Source organism: Granulicella pectinivorans, from assembly GCF_900114625.1.
Taxonomy (GTDB): domain Bacteria; phylum Acidobacteriota; class Terriglobia; order Terriglobales; family Acidobacteriaceae; genus Edaphobacter; species Edaphobacter pectinivorans.
In genome coordinates this window covers 744,460-761,451 of the sequence record NZ_FOZL01000001.1, presented here as the reverse complement: position 1 = coordinate 761,451, position 16,992 = coordinate 744,460, and the positions used below count along the sequence as shown (strand labels likewise).

18 protein-coding genes are annotated in these 16,992 nt (G+C 62.5%); 7 read left to right on the top strand and 11 right to left on the bottom strand.

Features of this window, described 5'->3' with window-relative positions:
- The first annotated feature begins 90 nt into the window (after positions 1-90).
- Positions 91-1,128: a hypothetical protein gene (locus BM400_RS02935; RefSeq protein WP_089836479.1), complete on the top strand. Its 1,038-nt coding sequence runs from the start codon at positions 91-93 to the stop codon at positions 1,126-1,128.
- On the opposite strand, the gene ligA is transcribed toward BM400_RS02935, so the two are convergent.
- Entirely contained in the window at positions 1,090-3,249 is a 2,160-nt protein-coding gene (gene ligA, locus BM400_RS02930; RefSeq protein ID WP_089836477.1) for an NAD-dependent DNA ligase LigA, read from the bottom strand. The two genes, BM400_RS02935 and ligA, sit on opposite strands and share 39 nt — an antisense overlap.
- Before the next feature lie 127 nt (positions 3,250-3,376).
- Between ligA and BM400_RS02925 the strand changes: the two genes are divergently transcribed.
- Positions 3,377-4,459, top strand: a complete 1,083-nt coding sequence (locus BM400_RS02925) for a metal-dependent hydrolase (RefSeq protein WP_089836475.1) — start codon at positions 3,377-3,379, stop codon at positions 4,457-4,459.
- On the opposite strand, the gene BM400_RS02920 is transcribed toward BM400_RS02925, so the two are convergent.
- The 4 genes from BM400_RS02920 to BM400_RS02905 form a co-directional block, all read right to left on the bottom strand.
- Positions 4,460-5,134 carry a hypothetical protein gene (locus BM400_RS02920; RefSeq protein WP_089836473.1) on the bottom strand — a complete coding sequence of 225 codons (675 nt, stop codon included), beginning with the start codon at positions 5,132-5,134 and terminating at the stop codon, positions 4,460-4,462.
- 65 nt (positions 5,135-5,199) lie between these two features.
- Positions 5,200-5,466, bottom strand: a complete 267-nt coding sequence (locus tag BM400_RS02915) for a hypothetical protein (RefSeq protein ID WP_089836471.1) — start codon at positions 5,464-5,466, stop codon at positions 5,200-5,202.
- A gap of 10 nt (positions 5,467-5,476) precedes the next feature.
- Positions 5,477-6,241: a YqaA family protein gene (locus BM400_RS02910; RefSeq protein WP_089836469.1), complete on the bottom strand. Its 765-nt coding sequence runs from the start codon at positions 6,239-6,241 to the stop codon at positions 5,477-5,479.
- Complete coding sequence (locus BM400_RS02905; RefSeq protein WP_245781652.1) at positions 6,192-6,698, bottom strand: MogA/MoaB family molybdenum cofactor biosynthesis protein; 507 nt, start codon at positions 6,696-6,698, stop codon at positions 6,192-6,194. The genes BM400_RS02910 and BM400_RS02905 overlap by 50 nt, the downstream gene beginning before the upstream one ends.
- Before the next feature lie 221 nt (positions 6,699-6,919).
- Between BM400_RS02905 and BM400_RS02900 the strand changes: the two genes are divergently transcribed.
- The 3 genes from BM400_RS02900 to miaA are packed head-to-tail and all read left to right on the top strand — an operon-like array spanning position 6,920 to position 9,078.
- Positions 6,920-7,993: an energy transducer TonB gene (locus tag BM400_RS02900; protein ID WP_175528838.1), complete on the top strand. Its 1,074-nt coding sequence runs from the start codon at positions 6,920-6,922 to the stop codon at positions 7,991-7,993.
- Positions 7,994-8,002: 9 nt separating this feature from the next.
- Positions 8,003-8,152, top strand: a complete 150-nt coding sequence (locus BM400_RS22360) for a hypothetical protein (RefSeq protein WP_245781651.1) — start codon at positions 8,003-8,005, stop codon at positions 8,150-8,152.
- Positions 8,149-9,078 (top strand): tRNA (adenosine(37)-N6)-dimethylallyltransferase MiaA, encoded by a 930-nt coding sequence (gene miaA / locus BM400_RS02895; RefSeq protein WP_245781650.1) that lies wholly within the window; start codon positions 8,149-8,151, stop codon positions 9,076-9,078. The genes BM400_RS22360 and miaA overlap by 4 nt, the downstream gene beginning before the upstream one ends.
- A gap of 154 nt (positions 9,079-9,232) precedes the next feature.
- Here the strand turns inward: miaA and BM400_RS02890 are convergent, their stop codons facing one another.
- On the bottom strand, positions 9,233-10,168 hold the full coding sequence (locus BM400_RS02890; RefSeq protein ID WP_089836462.1) for a hypothetical protein: 936 nt from the start codon (positions 10,166-10,168) through the stop codon (positions 9,233-9,235).
- Between the two features lie 135 nt (positions 10,169-10,303).
- On the opposite strand from BM400_RS02890, the gene BM400_RS02885 reads away from it, so the two are divergent.
- Positions 10,304-11,527 (top strand): glycine C-acetyltransferase, encoded by a 1,224-nt coding sequence (locus tag BM400_RS02885; protein WP_089836460.1) that lies wholly within the window; start codon positions 10,304-10,306, stop codon positions 11,525-11,527.
- Between the two features lie 126 nt (positions 11,528-11,653).
- Complete coding sequence (locus tag BM400_RS02880; protein ID WP_245781649.1) at positions 11,654-12,433, top strand: hypothetical protein; 780 nt, start codon at positions 11,654-11,656, stop codon at positions 12,431-12,433.
- Between the two features lie 54 nt (positions 12,434-12,487).
- On the opposite strand, the gene BM400_RS02875 is transcribed toward BM400_RS02880, so the two are convergent.
- The 5 genes from BM400_RS02875 to BM400_RS02855 form a co-directional block, all read right to left on the bottom strand.
- Positions 12,488-13,783, bottom strand: a complete 1,296-nt coding sequence (locus tag BM400_RS02875) for a dihydroorotase (RefSeq protein WP_089836456.1) — start codon at positions 13,781-13,783, stop codon at positions 12,488-12,490.
- Positions 13,780-14,733, bottom strand: a complete 954-nt coding sequence (locus tag BM400_RS02870; RefSeq protein WP_089836454.1) for an aspartate carbamoyltransferase catalytic subunit — start codon at positions 14,731-14,733, stop codon at positions 13,780-13,782. Before BM400_RS02870 ends, BM400_RS02875 begins: the two co-directional genes overlap by 4 nt.
- Before the next feature lie 140 nt (positions 14,734-14,873).
- Positions 14,874-15,452, bottom strand: a complete 579-nt coding sequence (gene pyrR / locus BM400_RS02865; RefSeq protein ID WP_281245476.1) for a bifunctional pyr operon transcriptional regulator/uracil phosphoribosyltransferase PyrR — start codon at positions 15,450-15,452, stop codon at positions 14,874-14,876.
- 27 nt (positions 15,453-15,479) lie between these two features.
- On the bottom strand, positions 15,480-16,193 hold the full coding sequence (locus BM400_RS02860; protein ID WP_089836452.1) for a zinc ribbon domain-containing protein: 714 nt from the start codon (positions 16,191-16,193) through the stop codon (positions 15,480-15,482).
- A 75-nt stretch (positions 16,194-16,268) separates the two neighbouring features.
- Positions 16,269-16,889 carry a hypothetical protein gene (locus BM400_RS02855; protein ID WP_089836450.1) on the bottom strand — a complete coding sequence of 207 codons (621 nt, stop codon included), beginning with the start codon at positions 16,887-16,889 and terminating at the stop codon, positions 16,269-16,271.
- Positions 16,890-16,992: the final 103 nt, after the last annotated feature.

Sequence of the window (16,992 nt, the reverse complement as noted above, 5' to 3'; positions counted from 1 at the left end):
CTTAGCGAAAGGCCTAGCAGCAGCCTTCGCGCGGATTTGCTGTGCTAAACTCTCGGCATACCGCGACAACTTAGAAATCCCTGGACCTCTATGAAAAAGTTTGCGCCTTGGCTGTACTGGTTTCTCGCTGCCGTGTCTTCACTCCAGTTCGCCATTACCTACGTTGTCACGCAGAAGGGCTTTAAATTCGTCGATTTTGCGATGGGGCAGGTCACATATCCCTTTCGGCGGCGCATCTTTATGGCCTGCGTGTACCGTGGCTTCCTCCGGCTTGGGCTGCATGTGCATTTCAAGACTTCCAGCCTCGGCGCAAACGAGATATTCAGTATCGTGGTCAACGCGGCAATGCTGCTCCTGGCGATTGCCGTAGCAAGATTTTGGATCCGGGAGATGATAGGACAGGATAGCCCCTGGGAGTGGATGTCACTCCTTGTGATTTGGGTGACAAACTATCATTTTCTGCTCACGCCCGAGATGCATTGGCAGACGCCTTACGATGTGCCCAGCATGGCGTTCTTCGGGCTGGCATCCTACGCAGCGTTTACGCGAAACCGCTGGCTTTTCTATCCGGTCTTCCTCATCGCAACCACCAATCGCGAGTCCACGATCTTTTTGCCGATGGTCTTCTTCCTCTTTGGTCTTGGGAGTGCCGGATCCCTCTGGCAGGCGTTGAAATCAACCCGTGTTGCCCTTGTGCTGGAGACGTTAGCGCAGTTCCTCCTTTGGTATGTTGTCAACCAGACGTGCATCTATGTGTCAGGTGGACCGGAACCGAGCCTGTCGCTTTACCGCATCAACTTCCATCTCTTGATCAATCCCACGCACTGGCCCACCTACTTCAGCCTATTCGGCTTTCTCTGGATCCCCTACGCACTCTTCTTCGATCGTATCGGCAACCAGCGGATGAAACGAATTGCATGGCTCGCGATTCCCTGGGCCATGGTCATGTTCAAGCTTTCGGACCCGCTTGAGATTCGAGTGAACTCAGAGTGGGTAGTCTATGGTGTCGTCTGCCTTTCGCTGATCTCGAAAAACAGCATCCAGCCTTTCCTCTCCAAGGCACCAACGACCGAAACTTTTGATGGCCGCTTAGCGGAGTTCCCCGGGGACCTCCAACAGCATCAGTAATCCGTCTTCATCCAGCGTCTTCACACCCAACGCTATGGCCTTGTCGAGCTTCGAGCCCGCATCTTCCCCTGCGACGAGATAGTCCGTTTTCTTGCTCACGGATCCGGAGACGCGGCCTCCAGCCCCCTCGATCAGGGCCTTGGCGGCGTCGCGAGTGAGGGTGGGCAGGGTTCCGGTCAGGACAAAGGTCAAGCCTTCAAGCGTTGTGGTCGTGACCCGCTTTTCAGCCTCCATCGTGAATCCCAACTCGTTCTTCAGCTTGGTGACGAGGGTGCGATTCCGATCGATCGAGAAAAACTCCACGATCGCCTCAGCGACCCGGGGGCCGACTTCGTTCACCGCCTCCAGCTCCTCGCTGGTCGCTTGCATGATGTCATCCATGGAGCCGAAGTGCTGGGCCAGCAGCGCGGCGGTCCGCTCACCGACAAACCGAATTCCCAGCCCAAACAGAACGCGGGAGAGCGGTGCCGATGTCGAGCGGGCGATCTCGTCGAGCAGGGCCTGGGCGGACTTGTCGCCAACCCGGTCGAGCGCGGTCAGCTCTTCCTTCTTCAGCGAATAGAGATCGGCGATCCCGCCGATCAGTGGAGGAAGTGCAGCTTCGGCATCGGCTTCCGCGCGCACGCCTGCCTCTTGCAGCTCCCCTGTGTCATCGGGTTCAGGGGCGATGATCGCCACACCTGCAGCGGTCCGAGGAGCAAGAAGCTGCGCCACCATCGACTCGCCGAGCCCTTCTATGTTCATCACCTTGCGCGCCGACCAATGCAGCAGTTCTTCCGCCACGCGTGCGGGGCAGGAGATATTCAGGCAGCGCCAGTCGACCTCGCCCTCGGCCTTGATCAGCTCCGTATTACAGCGTGGGCAGCGGACTGGGAACACAATCTCCTTCGCCCCGCGCGGCTTGTCTTCCACCACCTGGATGATCTTCGGAATCACGTCGCCACCGCGTTCCACCTGGACGTAGTCGCCGATCCGCACGCCCAGGCGAGCGATCTCGTCGGCATTGTGCAGCGTCGCGCGGGAGACGGTCGTGCCCGAAATGAAAACCGGGTCGAGCTGTGCCACTGGGGTGATCTTCCCCGTGCGTCCGGTCTGGAAGGCCACGCCGAGTAGCTGAGTAACTCCCGCCCGCGCGGGAAACTTGTAGGCAATCGCCCAACGCGGAGCCTTGCCCGTGAAGCCCAGGCGTCTCTGCTGGGCCACCGAGTCGACCTTGATCACGACGCCGTCGATCTCGTACGCCAACCCGTCCCGAGCAGCATCGATCCGCGCAATGAACCCAAGAATCTGCTCAACCGTCTCGACCGTCTCGATATGGGGGTTGACCAGGAACCCAGCACCGCGCAGCGCTTCGAGTGCCGCCGTCTGGGTCGACATCAGCATCTCCCCAACCTTCTCGCCCATGCCGTGCAATAGGAAGTAGGCGTAAAACTCAAGCCGGCGTTGCGCCACGATATTCGGCTCCAGGGTCCGGATGGTGCCGGCGGCGGCATTGCGCGGGTTTGCGGCGGGAGCCTGGCCGTTCGCCTCCCGCTCCTCATTCATCTTCTTGAAGGCCGCAAAGGGGAGAACCACTTCGCCCCGCACCTCAAAGGCCTCAGGCAGACCGAGTTTCTCCAGCCTGGAAGCCCCTATGCTCAACGGCACGGAGCGAATGGTTCGCACGTTCGTTGTCACATCCTCGCCGATCGAGCCATCACCTCGCGTAATGCCGCGCAGCAGAGGCGCGGACTGGCCAGGCTCTGCTGCGTAATGCAGCGCGAGAGACAGGCCGTCCAGCTTTACCTCGCACACATAGCGGACTTGTTCGGAGCTGGGCAGCGACTCCCGGATCCGCATGTCCCAGGCCCTCAGGTCGGTCTCATTGTAGGCATTGTCGAGCGAGAGCATGGGCCGGGAGTGCGGTGTCTTCAGAAACCCGTCGCGGGGCTTGCCGCCGACGCGCTGTGTGGGGGAGTCGGACGTGATCAGCTCCGGATGCGCCGCCTCCAACTTCTTCAGCGCATTCATCTTCGCGTCGTACTGGGCGTCTGTCAGTTCGGGCGTATCGAGGACATAGTAGAGATGTTCGTGGTGGCGGATCTCGTCACGCAGGGCCGCGATCTGCTGGTCGGGAGTCATTGGAAAATTATAGGGGCCATCCGTCCGCTTCATCTTCCGGGAAGGCCGCAGGATCAAGCCCGGCCTGAACCCGAAGACAAATCACGCGGTGACTCCAGCGCGCAGCGGGACATGTAAGCTGGTCCCTATGGAACCGGTGACACACATGCTGACGGGGGCGTGCCTTTCGCGGGCTGGCCTCAACAAGAAGGCGGCCTACGCCACGCTCGCAATGACCATCGCGGCGGAATTTCCCGATATCGACACTCTCTGGTCGCTCGATGGCCCGATCGCCGGCTTCCAGCATCACCGCGGCATCACGCACACCTTCGTGGCGATACCGTTTGAGGCGGCGTTGATCGTGGGTCTGGTCTGGACGTGGCATCGATTCCGCGTCAAGCGCGGCAAGCCGGAGACGGCCGCCCCGGTCAACTGGTGGATGCTTTGGGTGGCATCGCTCGTCGGCCTGCTCAGTCACCTGCTCCTCGACTTCACCAACAACTACGGCCTCCGCCCCTTCTTCCCGTTCAATCCCAGGTGGTACGCCGGGTCGATCGTCTTCATCTTTGAGCCCGTCATCTTTATCCTGCTGCTCGGCGCACTCATCATGCCCGTGCTCTTCGGACTCATCAACGCCGAAGTGGGAGCGCAGAAGCCCAAGTTCCGCGGTCAAGGCTGGGCGCTCGCTGCCCTGCTGGGCATCTGCGGTATCTGGACGTGGAGGATCAACGAGCAGCAAAAGGCCATCCGGCTCGCAGCGCAGATGGACCTTTCCGCCTCGGTCCCCGAAGGCACCCCGGTCATGGTCGGCAGAATCTCGGCCAGCCCCTACCCCATCAACCCATACAAGTGGCACATCGTCATGGAAACCGAGAACTTCGCGCAACTCGCCACCGCGAATACCCTCAACTCCACCATCGACACCTCGGCTCCCGAGGATGTCTTCTTCCGCCCACCCACCACTGTGTCCACCCTGGTAGCGAAGCGGTCACGCCTTGGTCAGGCGTACTTGGACTGGTCGCAGTTCCCTGTCGTCACTGATATTTCGGGAGCAAGCGTCGATCCGGATGATCCCAAAGCCGTATGGACCGTCACCTTCAGAGATCTGCGGTTCATGTACGACGTCCCGTTCCTGAAGGGCCGGACGAACCCGCCGCTCACGGGAAAGGTGGTGCTCGATGGCAATCGCCAGGTGGTGCGGATGGAGATGGATGGCCGCATCGACCACTAACTAGGCGGTCGAACGGCGATTGCCCTTCCACGCACGCGGCCCCGCGATCAGGAAGCCAACGGAGACCATCGTGCCCACTACCGAAGGTAGAATCGCAGCCCACGGCATATACGCGGCAAAGACCGTACCCGCGAACGCCGAGGTAATCGCGATGTAGGCGCTCATCATCTTGTAGAGGTGCTCCTGCACCCAGGTGCGGCGCAGCCATGAGAGCGGCAGCACGTTCCGCAACAGATCGTACGAGCTGACGGCGAACAGCCCACCCAGGATCGACCAGGTCAGCGCCGGAGCCCACGGCTGTTGCAGCCTCCGCATGATCGCGAGGAAGATCCACGGGGTCATCATCCCGGCCACGCTGAAAATCTGATCGACGAGTTGCGGACGCCGGCCCCGAAGGCTGAGCGCACGGTATCCCGAGAACACGTCGTAGATGCTCAGGATCGTGACGACCGCCAGAAACGAGCGGAAGTTGAAGACGGCGAGACCAATGCTTGCCGTGGTCACAACCACCAGGTAGGCATAAAGGAACAGCATCCCCGCCCGTGTATGGAGACCACGCCGCTTGGGACTCACGATGGCAACGAGCCCGAGCGCCAGCGCAATCGTTCCGAACAGCACGTGGATCGCGAGGTTCACCTGGTGAAGTGGCGTGTGACCAGGGAAGAAATGAGGCATGCGCTGAGTGTCGCAGGCATCCGCAATAGCGGCAAGCGGCAGATTGCAGGCGAACCGCCCAAACCCTAAGCTGACTGCGCCTTGGCGCCCTCCACCAACTCCGTCACCTTTGACGACACCGTGCTGCAAGGCACGAAAAAGGGCGCATCGGTGCAGGTAAGGGTGAGCGTCTCCGCAGCCGGATCGTAGGCCCACTGGATCGTGACGCCCATGGTCGTGGCCGAGCCGTTATCTCCGGTAATGGGCATGCCGGCAGCCGCACCCTTGGCTTCTAAGTACGCTTTGATCGCGGGGGTGATTCCGTGGAAGGTCTGGGACGGGCATCCGGCCATGGTGGTTCTCCTATTCAGCGGGTGGTACAAACTCGGTGGGTGCGCGGGATACATTTTCTTCGATAGGCAGCGTGGTTCCACGGCGCTTATCGAAGATGCGGCGGACGACATAAATAGCCAGCAGAAGTACCAGAAAGAGCGCGCCGCTGATGGCGACGCCAGCATGCTGGCGAATGGCATGTCCTACGGTGTGCAGGATGGTCTGGCCGAAAAACACAACCAGCAGTCCCCAGACGAGAAACCGGATAAACTTCCCCGTCAGAATCGCGAGGAAGTAGATCAGCGGCCGCATCTCGAAGACGCCTGCAGCGAGCTCGAACAGCTTCACCGGCATGGGCGGAGGCATGACCGCCGGAATCATGATCGCGAGGAACTCCTGCTTTTCGAAGCGATCGCGTAGCTTCTCGAAGCGCTCGCGGTTGATCCGCTTCAACAGGACAAGCTCGCCACCGGCACGGCCAATGTAATAAGGAACCAACGCGCCGATCGCCGATCCCAGTGCGGCCATAAAGCAATAGATATAGAACGTGTGAGGGCGCTCGATCGCGTAATGGATGATGAGCGGATCGGCGGGCATGGGGATGGAGGTCGAGTCGATGATCGACAGGAAGAAGACGCCCCATATGCCCAGCGGGGCCAGAAGGGCGAAGAGCCCGATGCTGAACTTGTGATACAGGCTGGCCGGAGAGAGAAGAGTTGAGAGGATCACGGTATTTCCCTTGATCTTACCCTTTTGCGGGGTGGTCGGTACGCCCGGCGAGCAAGTCCAGGGCATGCGGAAGAAGCGGCAGGATAGCCAGCAGGCAGGTCTGCGCACCCGATGGCGATCCAGGCAGGTTGACGATCAGCGTAGCTCCAACCGAACCGCACACGGCCCGGCTCAGCGCGGCCATCGGCGTCTCGAGCAGGCTGGCGGCACGCATCCGCTCGGCAAGGCCGTCGATGATGCGCTCGCAAACGTCACGGGTAGCCTCAGGTGTGACATCCCGCGGAGCCAGCCCGGTGCCTCCGGTCGTCAGGATGAGCTTTGAGATTGCGGCGTGGCGGCGCAGTGCCCCGGCGATCTGATCCTGCTCGTCGGGTAATGTTTCCAGCATCGCCTGCAACCCGCACTCGTCCAGAATCCGTGCAAGGGCAGGACCGGAGAGGTCCACCTGCAAACCCGCGTGGCAGCGGTCGCTGATGGTGAGGATGACGGGCTGGATATCGGGCGGGAAGCGGGTCTCTGGCACGGGATTTAGTGTACTGCCGAGGCGCATCGAATCGCGTGAACCCGGGTTTAGCTCAAAAAGACCACGGAAAGATGAGAAGATGGAAGCAAGCGGGCACGCCGCCTGGGCTTCCGCCGTCTGGCTCCGAACGCTTCTTTACGCGGTTTTATCTACTTTACGAAGGACATGCCAGGTCCGAAGCGAGACCTTTCCGCTCCGGCCAACGTCACACCTTGACGCAGATGCCAACGCTCTTGACGCCGCCCAACCCGCCCCCATCCGAAGACGACCAGACCGAGGGTCAGGTACAGCCAGCGATCGTTCGTTCCTCCCGTTTCGGTGAGTTGAACGAGCACGAACTGATCCGTCTGCTGGACACCATCGAGGACGAGACAGCCAAGGCCCGGTTTCGCGAGTCGATCTACATCTCGGTCATCATCTGCATGGCCATCGGCTGGTTCATCTTCTACGGCCCGCAGGTCATCTTCCACCAGCCGCGCCTCATCAATCCCGCCGACGCCATCCGCCAGCACGAGAAGGATATGACCTTCCTCGACCTGCCGCCCGATGTGACCAAGCTGACGCATAAGCCGACCGACAAGATCGCGGAAAAGCCGCACACAGCGCAGACGCCGCATCCTGAGCTGGATAAGAAGACGCTGGACCAGTTGAAGTCGATGCGTGGTCCGGTCGCTCCCCAGCCGCAGCCGTCCCCTGCCCCGCAGCAGACCGCCCCCCAGCAACAGGCTCCGCAACAGCAGCAGCCCGCTCCGAAGCCCTTGCCCCAGGCCCCTTCACAGCAGGCAATGGTGGATGCTCCGGTGCCCACGAAGCCCATCTTCGGTGGCCAGCAGTCCCCCGGATCGGCCATCCAGCAGGCCGCGCGCAGTGCGCGTTCCGGCGGCGGCGGGGGCGCGGACTACGACCATGCTCCAGGGCCGCATGGCGGTCTCGCATCCGGCGCGGAGGTCCTCTCGGATACGGAAGGCGTGGACTTCGGCCCGTATCTGACCAAGATCCTCCGGCAGATCAAGTCGGCCTGGTATCCGCTCATTCCGGAAGAGGCGCAGCCCCCGCTGAACAAGCAGGGTGAGACCCAGATCCGCATCACGATCCTGCCCGACGGACGCATCCACGTCCAGGACGGCGTCCACAACGGCATGGTCCTCGAGTACTCGACGCACGACGACGCACTCAACCGCGCGGCCTGGGGCTCGATCACCAGCGTCGGACAGTTCCCGCCCTTGCCGAAGGAGTTCCACGGTCCCGAACTGGTACTTCGGATCCACTATCTCTACAACATCCAGCCGAAGTAGTCTGGGGGAATGACGACCCCGCACGAGCGCCCTGAACACCACGAACGCCGCCGGCAGATTCGCGGCCTCGTATGGATCGCCCTGGGTGTTGTCGTCTTCAGCGTCCTGCGTGCCGGGGTGCATCGTGTCTTCGGCGTGGGCTGGTGGCGGCTTTGGTGACCCCGATAACGACCGGCAACCCCTTAATCGTGCTCGCCGGACCCACCGCCAGCGGCAAGACCGGCCTTGCGCTGGAGTTGGCCGAAGCGCACAACGGCGAGATTGTCTGCTGCGACTCCATGACCGTATACCGCGAGATGGAGATCGGCACCGCGAAGCCCTCGCCCGCCGACCGGATCCGGATTCCGCACCACCTTCTGGACGTTGTGACCCCGGACGAGGGCTTCACAGCAGGCGATTTCAGCCGTCAGGCCCGCGTGGCGCTCGAAGCGATCACAGCCCGGGGCAAGGTGCCGATTGTGGCCGGCGGAACCGGCCTCTATCTCCGCGCCCTGATCGATGGCCTCTTCCCCGCCCCACCCCAGGATCCAGCGTTGCGCGAGCGGCTGCGCAAGCGGCCTTCCGGTCACCTGCACAAGCTCCTGTCTCGTCTCGACCCTGCCGCGGCGGTTCTCATTCATCCCAACGACCAGCCGAAGCTCGTTCGTGCCATCGAAGTCTCCCTCGCCGCGCGCAAGCCGATGACCGAGCAGTGGTCGCAAGGCCGCGACCGTCTCACGGGCTACCGGATCCTGCGTCTCGGCCTGCAACCGGAGCGCTCGGCCCTATATGCGCGCATCGACGCACGGGCAGCGGCAATGTTCACGAGGGGGCTCGTCGAGGAGACACGCGGCCTTCTGGCAAAGTACGGCCCACAGCGGTCCCTGCAGGCACTGGGATACGCCGAGGCATGTGCAGTGCTGGCCGGTGAACGGAGTGAGCCCGAGGCCATCGCACAGGCACAGCAGGGCCACAGAAACTACGCCAAACGGCAGGGCACGTGGTTCCGCCGTGAGCCGCAGTTCGTGTGGCTCGCCGGCTTTGGAGACGACCCTGCCGTGGTGCGTTCCGCAATGGAACGGGTAACGAATTTTCTGAATACCTAGAAGCACGCGAGTGGATGCGCCGACGCGAAACCGACGACGCTCTCCCAAAGCCGGGAGGCTTGAAGGGATTCCGGGAATCACATCCATCGATTTCCAATCGAACAAAAAAGGCCTGCCGAGTCGTCGGCAGGCCTTTCGTTTTTCTGATTTCGGATTAGTTGTTTGGCTGAACAACGAGATCGTCAGCCAGGCGGAAGCGCATGAGGCTCTCAGCCGGGATATCGATATCGCGGTTGCCGGTCATGCCGGCGATGGCCGTACCCGCGCCGCCGCCCGCCAGACCGCCCACAACGAGCCCGACGCCGCCCGTCGCGATGCCGCCGACCAGCATGCCGAGACCGGCACCGCCGCCGATAAAGGCCGCCGAGCGCTTGCCCTTGCCCTTCTTGGTGCGGACAATGTCATGCGTGTCGAGCGCGTACTGCTGGCCGTTCAGCGTCATCGTGGTCAGGCGCAGCTCCAGGATGGATGCACCTTTGAAGTGTCCACGCCGATGCGACGCATCCAGAACTCCATCCACATGCGTGCCACGCGGGATCACAATGCCGCCGTCGGGACCTGCAACGTCTTCGGCAACTTCACCCGTGAAACGCTCTCCGGCGTGGCTCGTCTTGACGTTGATGTGCTGGTTGATTCGGATCGCGAGCGACGTTCCGGCGGGAACCCGGACATTGACCGGGCTGATCGTCGCGGTGTTCGGCTGCGGAGCCGAGGGAGCAGGCTGGGCTGCGAGCGGCTGTGAAGCAGGCGCTCCCACCGGACCGACGACCGGGTCACCGTTCGGTGCGGCAGCGGGCGTTGTGGCGGGCGTCGCTGCCGCGACGGTCCCATTGGTCGTCTTGCTGGTCGTCGTGGTGATGGCCTGTGTCGTCTGGCCGGGAGCGGGTGGCTGAACGATGGTGGTGGTGGTGTTGCCGTCTTTGTCCGTCCAGACGACCTGCTGTGGCTGACCCGAGGAGGCCGCCTGCTGCTTGGCCTGGTCGATCGCGATGTCCTGCTTGGATTTGCAGCCGGCCAGAAGGACCAGCGCGAAAGAAGCAGCCACCAGGGTGCGGGTGGCAAGGGAATTTGGCTTGCGTGTGACGATCATCGTACGTTTCCTCACTGGAGTGTCGTTCTAAAGCCTGCGGGATGCGCAGGTTGCAGCATCCCTTATGTGCGGTGTGATGCAGCGGACAGGCGGCGAGACAGCCCGGAGGAGCAAATAAGGCTTAAGATATTCGTCATGGCCACTTCGACCTCGCCCTCCTCGACACGCCCGCAACTCGCTCACCTGACTGCCGTCATGGACGACCTGAAGGCGCGCGGCACCTACTTCAAGCTCCGCGTTCTGGATGACGAGCAGGCCCCGGTGTGCCACTACGACGGGCGCAAGGTCATCAATTTGGCTTCGAATAACTACCTCGGCCTTTGCAATCATCCGAAGCTCCGCGAGGCTGCTCTGGCAGCGACGGTCAAGTACGGCGTGGGCTCGGGCGCGGTACGGACGATCGCCGGAACCATGCGGATCCACATGGAGCTCGAGGAGAAGATCGCGGCGTTCAAGGGCGTCGAAGCGTGTGTCGTCTTCCAGTCCGGCTTCACGGCCAATGCGGGTACCGTGTCCAGCATCCTGGGCAAAGACGACTTCATCCTGTCCGACGAGCTGAACCACGCCTCGATCATCGATGGCGCGCGGCTATCGAAGGCCAAGATCAAGGTCTTTCGCCACAAGGACGTCGCCCACTGCGAGGAACTGCTGAAGGAGCTGGAGAACGAGCCGGGCAAGAAACTGGTCATCACGGACGGCGTGTTTTCGATGGATGGCGACATCGGGCCAGTCGGTGAGCTGGCCGATCTCTGCGAGAGGTATGGCGCGATCATGATGGTCGACGATGCCCATGCTTCGGGTGTGCTGGGCCGCAATGGACGTGGGTCGGTCGACCACTTCGGCGCAACCGCGAAGGTCGATGTGCAGGTCGGAACGCTTTCAAAGGCCATCGGTGCCTTGGGCGGCTATGTCTGCGGATCGCGCGATTTGATCGATTATCTGTACCACCGGGCGCGGCCGTTCCTGTTCTCTACGTCTCATCCGCCTTCGGTCGCGGCCACGTGTATCGCGGCATTCGATCTCTTGGAAGACGAGCCGGAACGCATCGACCGGCTGTGGGCGAATACAGCCTATTTCAAAGAACAGTTGACTAACGTCGGCTTCGATGTGGGTGGTATGTCGACGCCGAAGTCCGAGACGCCGATTACACCCATCATTCTCGGCGATGGCCGCAAGACCATGGAGTTCTCGAAGGCGCTGTTCGAACGCGGCGTCATGGCAACCGGAATCGCGTTTCCCACCGTACCGGAGGGCAAGGCCAGGATCCGGACGATCATGACCAGCGAACACACCCGCGCCCAAATCGACCAGGCACTGGATGTGATCGTCGAAACTGCAAAAATGCACGGTATCTTGTAAAGAAGCGATTAAACCAGAGAGGCCCCGAATCTAATTCGGCGCGGTCACGTCAATCTTTATATGGCCCCATCTTTTTTGAAGTGCATGTGCGCCCCTGCGCGCCAGGCCATACTTATCCTCGGTCTGATGACCCTTGGTTCCGTTTCACTCGACGCGCAGCAGTTGATGGATGTCGCGGTGGCCGAGAGTTCGTCCGCTGCCGCAACAGCGCAGGCCGATCTCCCGGATGCTCCGGGGTTTGAGGCACAGGTGTCCCAGACGGCCCCGAAGGAAAAGGTGGACCCCGATGGCGGGCCGCAACAGACGAAGCGGATCGCGGGAATCATGCCGAATTTCCGGTCGGTGAGTGCGGGGACGGTACTGCCGCCGCAGACCGCGGGCGAAAAGATCTCGATTGCGGCCCACGATACGTTCGACTACTCGTCATTCATCATCGTGGCGATTCAGGCTGGGATCTCGTTCAACAGTAAGTCCTACCCGGAGTTTCACCAGGGGGTTATGGGCTACTCACGCTACTACTGGCATACCTTCGCGGATACGGCGGATGAAAACTTCATGGTAGGTGGGCTGGGGCCGGTGCTGTTTCATCAGGACAGCCGGTTTTACACGCTGGGACATGGCGGTGTGGTCAAACGGCTGACCTATGCGGCGTCGCGCGTGGTAATCAGCCGGAGCAACTCGGGCAAACCGGTGTTCAACTTCGCCGAGGTGGTCGGTGCGGGTGCGGCCGCGGGATTGTCGTCCGTGTACTACCCAACGGTCTACCGGGACTGGACGAAGGTCGGGCAGAAGTGGCTGACGAGCATGATCATCGATAGCGCGAACTTCGCGTTCAAGGAGTACTGGCCGGATATCAACCACAAGCTTTTCCACTCGCGGAAGCATAACGCGGCCCAGATGCAGTAGCTTTGCCGGAGGCATCATGGCCGCTCCGTACAGAGCGGCCATGGTCCGGCAGGGCTAGCGCCCGTAGACCGTCTTGCCGGCGATGAGTGTTTGGGTGATCCGTCCAAGCATAGGTGCCTGATCGAAGGGAGAGTTCTTCGACTTGGAGAGCGTCTTGGCGGTCTCGTAGGTCCACTCTTGTGTGGCTTCGAAGAGGACGAGGTCGGCAGGTGCTCCAACGCGGAGCGTGCCGCGATCCTTCTGGTGGATGAGCGCAGCGGGATGCGTGCTGAGGAGCGCGACGGCGCGCGACAGGGGCATACCGTATTCCCGGACGAGGACCCGTAAAGCAAGTCCGAGTGCGGTCTCGAGGCCGGTAATGCCGTTGGGCGCCCGTTCGAACTCAACCTCCTTTTCGTGGGCGGCGTGCGGAGCGTGGTCGGTGGCGATGCAGTCCACGGTTCCGTCGAGGAGGGCGGCGATGACGGCCTGGCGATCCAGCTCGGAGCGGAGGGGAGGGTTCATCTTCGCGTGCGTGTTGAAGTCGCCGATGGCCTCATCCGTCAGGGTGAAGTGGTGCGGCGCCGCCTCGCAGGTCACGGTGTGTCCATCGGCCTTCGCGCGGCGAATCGCTTCGAGGGCCTTGGCTGTCGAGACGTGCTGAACGTGCAGATGGGCTCGTACGCCATCCTTCTTCCAAATGTCCTCGATGAGGCGGATGTCCCGCTCGACGATCTTCGATTCGGCCTCGACGGTCATGCCGCGCAGGCCGAGGCGGAAGGCCACCGGACCGGCGTTCATGCTGCATCCGCCAGTCAAACGGGTGTCCTCTGCGTGCTGCGAGACGGGCAGGCCGAGACGGCCGGCGGTCAGCAGAGCCTCGCGCATGATGGGATCTTCGAGGATCGGCTTGCCGTCGTCGGTGAAACCCACGGCACCGGCTTTTGCCAGCGCTTCGAAGTTCGAAAGCAACGCGCCCATCGAACCCATGGTGGCGGCGGGCATCGCGAGGAGGTTGACCCGGGCGTTGCGGGCGGGCTGCAGCATCCAGTCCAGGGACGCAACGGTGTCGTTGACCGGGACGGTGTTGGGCATGGCGACCACCGTGGTGAAGCCTCCGGCGGCAGCGGCGTTGGTGCCGGTGGCGATGGTCTCTTTGTAGGTCTGTCCCGGCTCGCGGAGGTGGACGTGGACGTCGACAAAACCGGGTGCGATGGTCTGGCCGGTGATGTCCATGGTGTGTTCGCCCTTGAGGAGGCCGGGCTGCTCGATGGCGGCGATACGGCCATCGCGGATGAGAAGATCGCGGGGGCCGTCAATGTTCTGGGAGGGGTCGACGAGGTGGCCGCCGGTGAGGATAAGGTCGCTCATTTCGCTCCTTCGTGCAGGGCGCGGACCAGGAGGGCGGCGCGAATGTGGAGGCCGTTGGTGACCTGCTGTTCGATGGCGGACTGGGGCCCGTCGGCAACTTCGCCGGCGATCTCGAGGCCACGAATCATGGGACCGGGGTGCAGGACGACCATTCCCGGCTTGCAGGCGGCGAGGCGGTCCTGGTTGAGCTGGAAGCGGGCGATGTAGTCGGGGAGATCCAGCTTGAGGTTGGCGAGGCGCTCGCTCTGAATGCGAAGCATCATGGTCACGTCGGCGTTTTTGAGGGCGGCGTCGAAGTCGCGGGCGATCTCGAGGGTGGGGTGCAGGGTATGGGCCTCTTCAGGGAGGAGCTCAGGCGGCCCGCAGAGGATAACCTTCGCGCCGAGCCGCGGCAGGAGCATCGCGTTCGAGCGGGCCACGCGGGAGTGGCGGATGTCTCCGGTGATGACGACCGTTGTGCCTGTGAGGGTGGTCTCGGTGACGGTATGGGTAGGCTTGCCAAGGCGCTGGAGGATGGTGCGGAGGTCGAGAAGAGCCTGCGAGGGGTGCTGGTGCATGCCGTCGCCGGCGTTCAGGACCGGAAGGCCCGTCATGCGTGCCAGCAGCATCGGGGCTCCGCCGGAGTTGTGGCGAAGGATGATAGCTTCGGCACCTAACGCTTTGAGGGTCAGGCCGGTGTCCTTGAGAGACTCGCCCTTTTCAATGGAGGAGGATTTGTCGGAGACGAGGGTGGTCGTGGCACCGAGGGATTTGGCAGCCAGTTCGAAGGAGGTGCGGGTGCGGGTGGAGGACTCGTAGAAGAGGAGAGCGACGCGGCGTCCGGAGAGCTTCTGGGACTTCTCTTTGGCGGGAAGCGCTTCTAGCTCATCGGCCAGGGCCAGAACCTTGGCGACTTCTTCAATGGGAAGGTTAGCTACGGTCAGGAGGGAGCCGGGGGCGTAGGTGGGCATCGTGTGTAGGGCCTCCGATGGGATGGGCGTGGGAATGCCCGGGCTGGAGCCCGGGCCTATCTCAAGAGCAGGAAAAAGCAGCAGCAAGAACCAATACCGGGATTCTCGCTTCGCTCAGAACGACAAAAAACCATCCCCGTTTAGTCAGCCAACTCAACAAGCAGCACTTCTTCCTGGCCGTCGATCTCGTTCAGCTTGACCTCGATGATCTCGCGGCGGCTGGTGGGAATGTGGCGGCCTACGAAGGTGGCCTGGATGGGCAGCTCGCGGTGGCCGCGGTCGATCAGAACGAGAAGCTGCACGCTCTTGGGGCGACCATGCGCGAAGAGCGCGTCGAGCGCCGCGCGGATCGTCCGGCCGGTATAGAGCACGTCATCCATCAGGATGATGTCGCGTCCGTTGACGTCGAAGCCGAGGGCCCCGGGGGTGACGACCGGGCGGATGTCGCGGGTGGACAGGTCGTCGCGGTAGAAGGCGATGTCAAGGACGCCGGTGTCGACGGGGTGCTTCTCGATCTTGGCGATATGAGCCGCGAGGCGCTGGGCCAACGGCACGCCGCGGCGCTTGATGCCGACCAGACCGAGGTTGGTGCCGCCGTTGTTGCGCTCGACGATCTCGTGGGCGAGGCGGACGAGGGTGCGCTCGATCTCGGAGGCGGACATGAGACGGCCCTTGAGGCGGAGGTTCGGGGTGGCTTTGACTTCCGTATTTTCACTCATGACGACTCGGATTCTATCAGTTTGGGCTTAGCGGCGGCGTGTGCGGAGGATGCCGCCGATGGCTCCTCCAAGAGCCGAGAAGCCGACGAGGAAGAGGGCGGAGACCGAGAGCATGGCAAGGGAGAGGCCGGCGCGGACCTCAGGCGAGTAGAAGAAGGCGCGCATCTGGTCCGGCGAGAGCGCCGGGTCAGAGGCCTTACCCGAGGATTGAAGCTGCTGGAGCTGCTGTTCCATGGCCTGGTGCATGGTGCTGGTAAGCCATGTGTCGACAGGGCCCATGTGGTGCAGGCCATAGCGCGCGACGACGCCCGAGACAGCAGTGAGGATGGCCAGCGACGAGATGGCAAGCAGGCCGTAGACGATGCCGACACGCGCTCCCAGACCGGCGTTGAGCGGGGTTTCGGGGTGCCGCCGCTGGTAGAGGCCGAGGACGATGACGGCTCCGGAGACGGTCCAGAGCCAGGCGATCGGAAAGGCGCCGGGGAGCAGGAAGACGATGGCCATCATGACGGTCGCCACACCGGCCACGATGGCGGCGAGCGCGACGATGGTGTTCCAGTGGAGTCCGCCGGGGGAGGGCGGAGGAGCGGCTCCGGTGGTCGATGGGATGGGGGTTGCCGGCAGGGCAACGACGTTTTCTTCGATGACGCGTAGCTGTGGAGCGCCGCAGTGGGGGCAGAACGTGGCATCGGAGGTGACGGGTGGAAGCTCTCCGTGACAGCGGTGGCAGAAGCTAGGCATACGTCTTGAGGCTACCACTCCTCCCCGAAGGGTGCCCTGCGCAAACGGGTGACCGATGCCCGCGCAGGGTGCGCTTTACTGCTTGTCGTCGTCCTTGTTGTCATCCCCGAAGGAGATGTGGCCGGGAAGGTCGAGCGCGACGAGGCCGAGTTTGGTGCCGTCGCCATCCTTGTCGACGGCGACGATGTGCTGGTGCTGCTCGGAGCCTGCCTTCAACTCATGTTTTCCGGAGTTATCGTCGGTGATGGTGATGTGGTTCGACTTCTTGTTGTCGCAGGTCAGGCCCTGGGAGGTCTTCGTGGGAGTGCCCACGGGACGGTCGTTGTCGCACTGGATGACGTCGCCATACTTGGCGAGGGCGGGCCGGTAAAAAGCGAGAATCTTCTCCGGGGAGTCGTTGGAGTGAAAGCTGAGCGCCTTGATGCGCATCTGAAAGGAGCCGAAGCTCATGTTGACATCCGCCGCGCCGTCGCCCTTGCCGTTCTCGTCTTTCTTGATAGGAACCGCGCCAGGATAGAGCGGCAGGCCGACGCCGGCGGCGACGACCTTGTCGTCGGTCTTGACCTGCATGTTCCCGAAGGGGGTGGCCATCTTCACGTCTTCGTTGTCGCCGTGTTTGTTGGTTTCGACACGGCAGCCGATAGCGGCGAGGAGCGTGAGGGCGGCAAGGGCGGTGAGGGCGCGGTGCTGGTTCATCGGACGAAACTCCTCGAGAAAAGCGCTTGGGCGGTCTAAAGTTTCGCACACGAAGGGCTTTCTGCAACCAAAGATACGCCCGGCCGGAGAAAAAGTTCAGTGT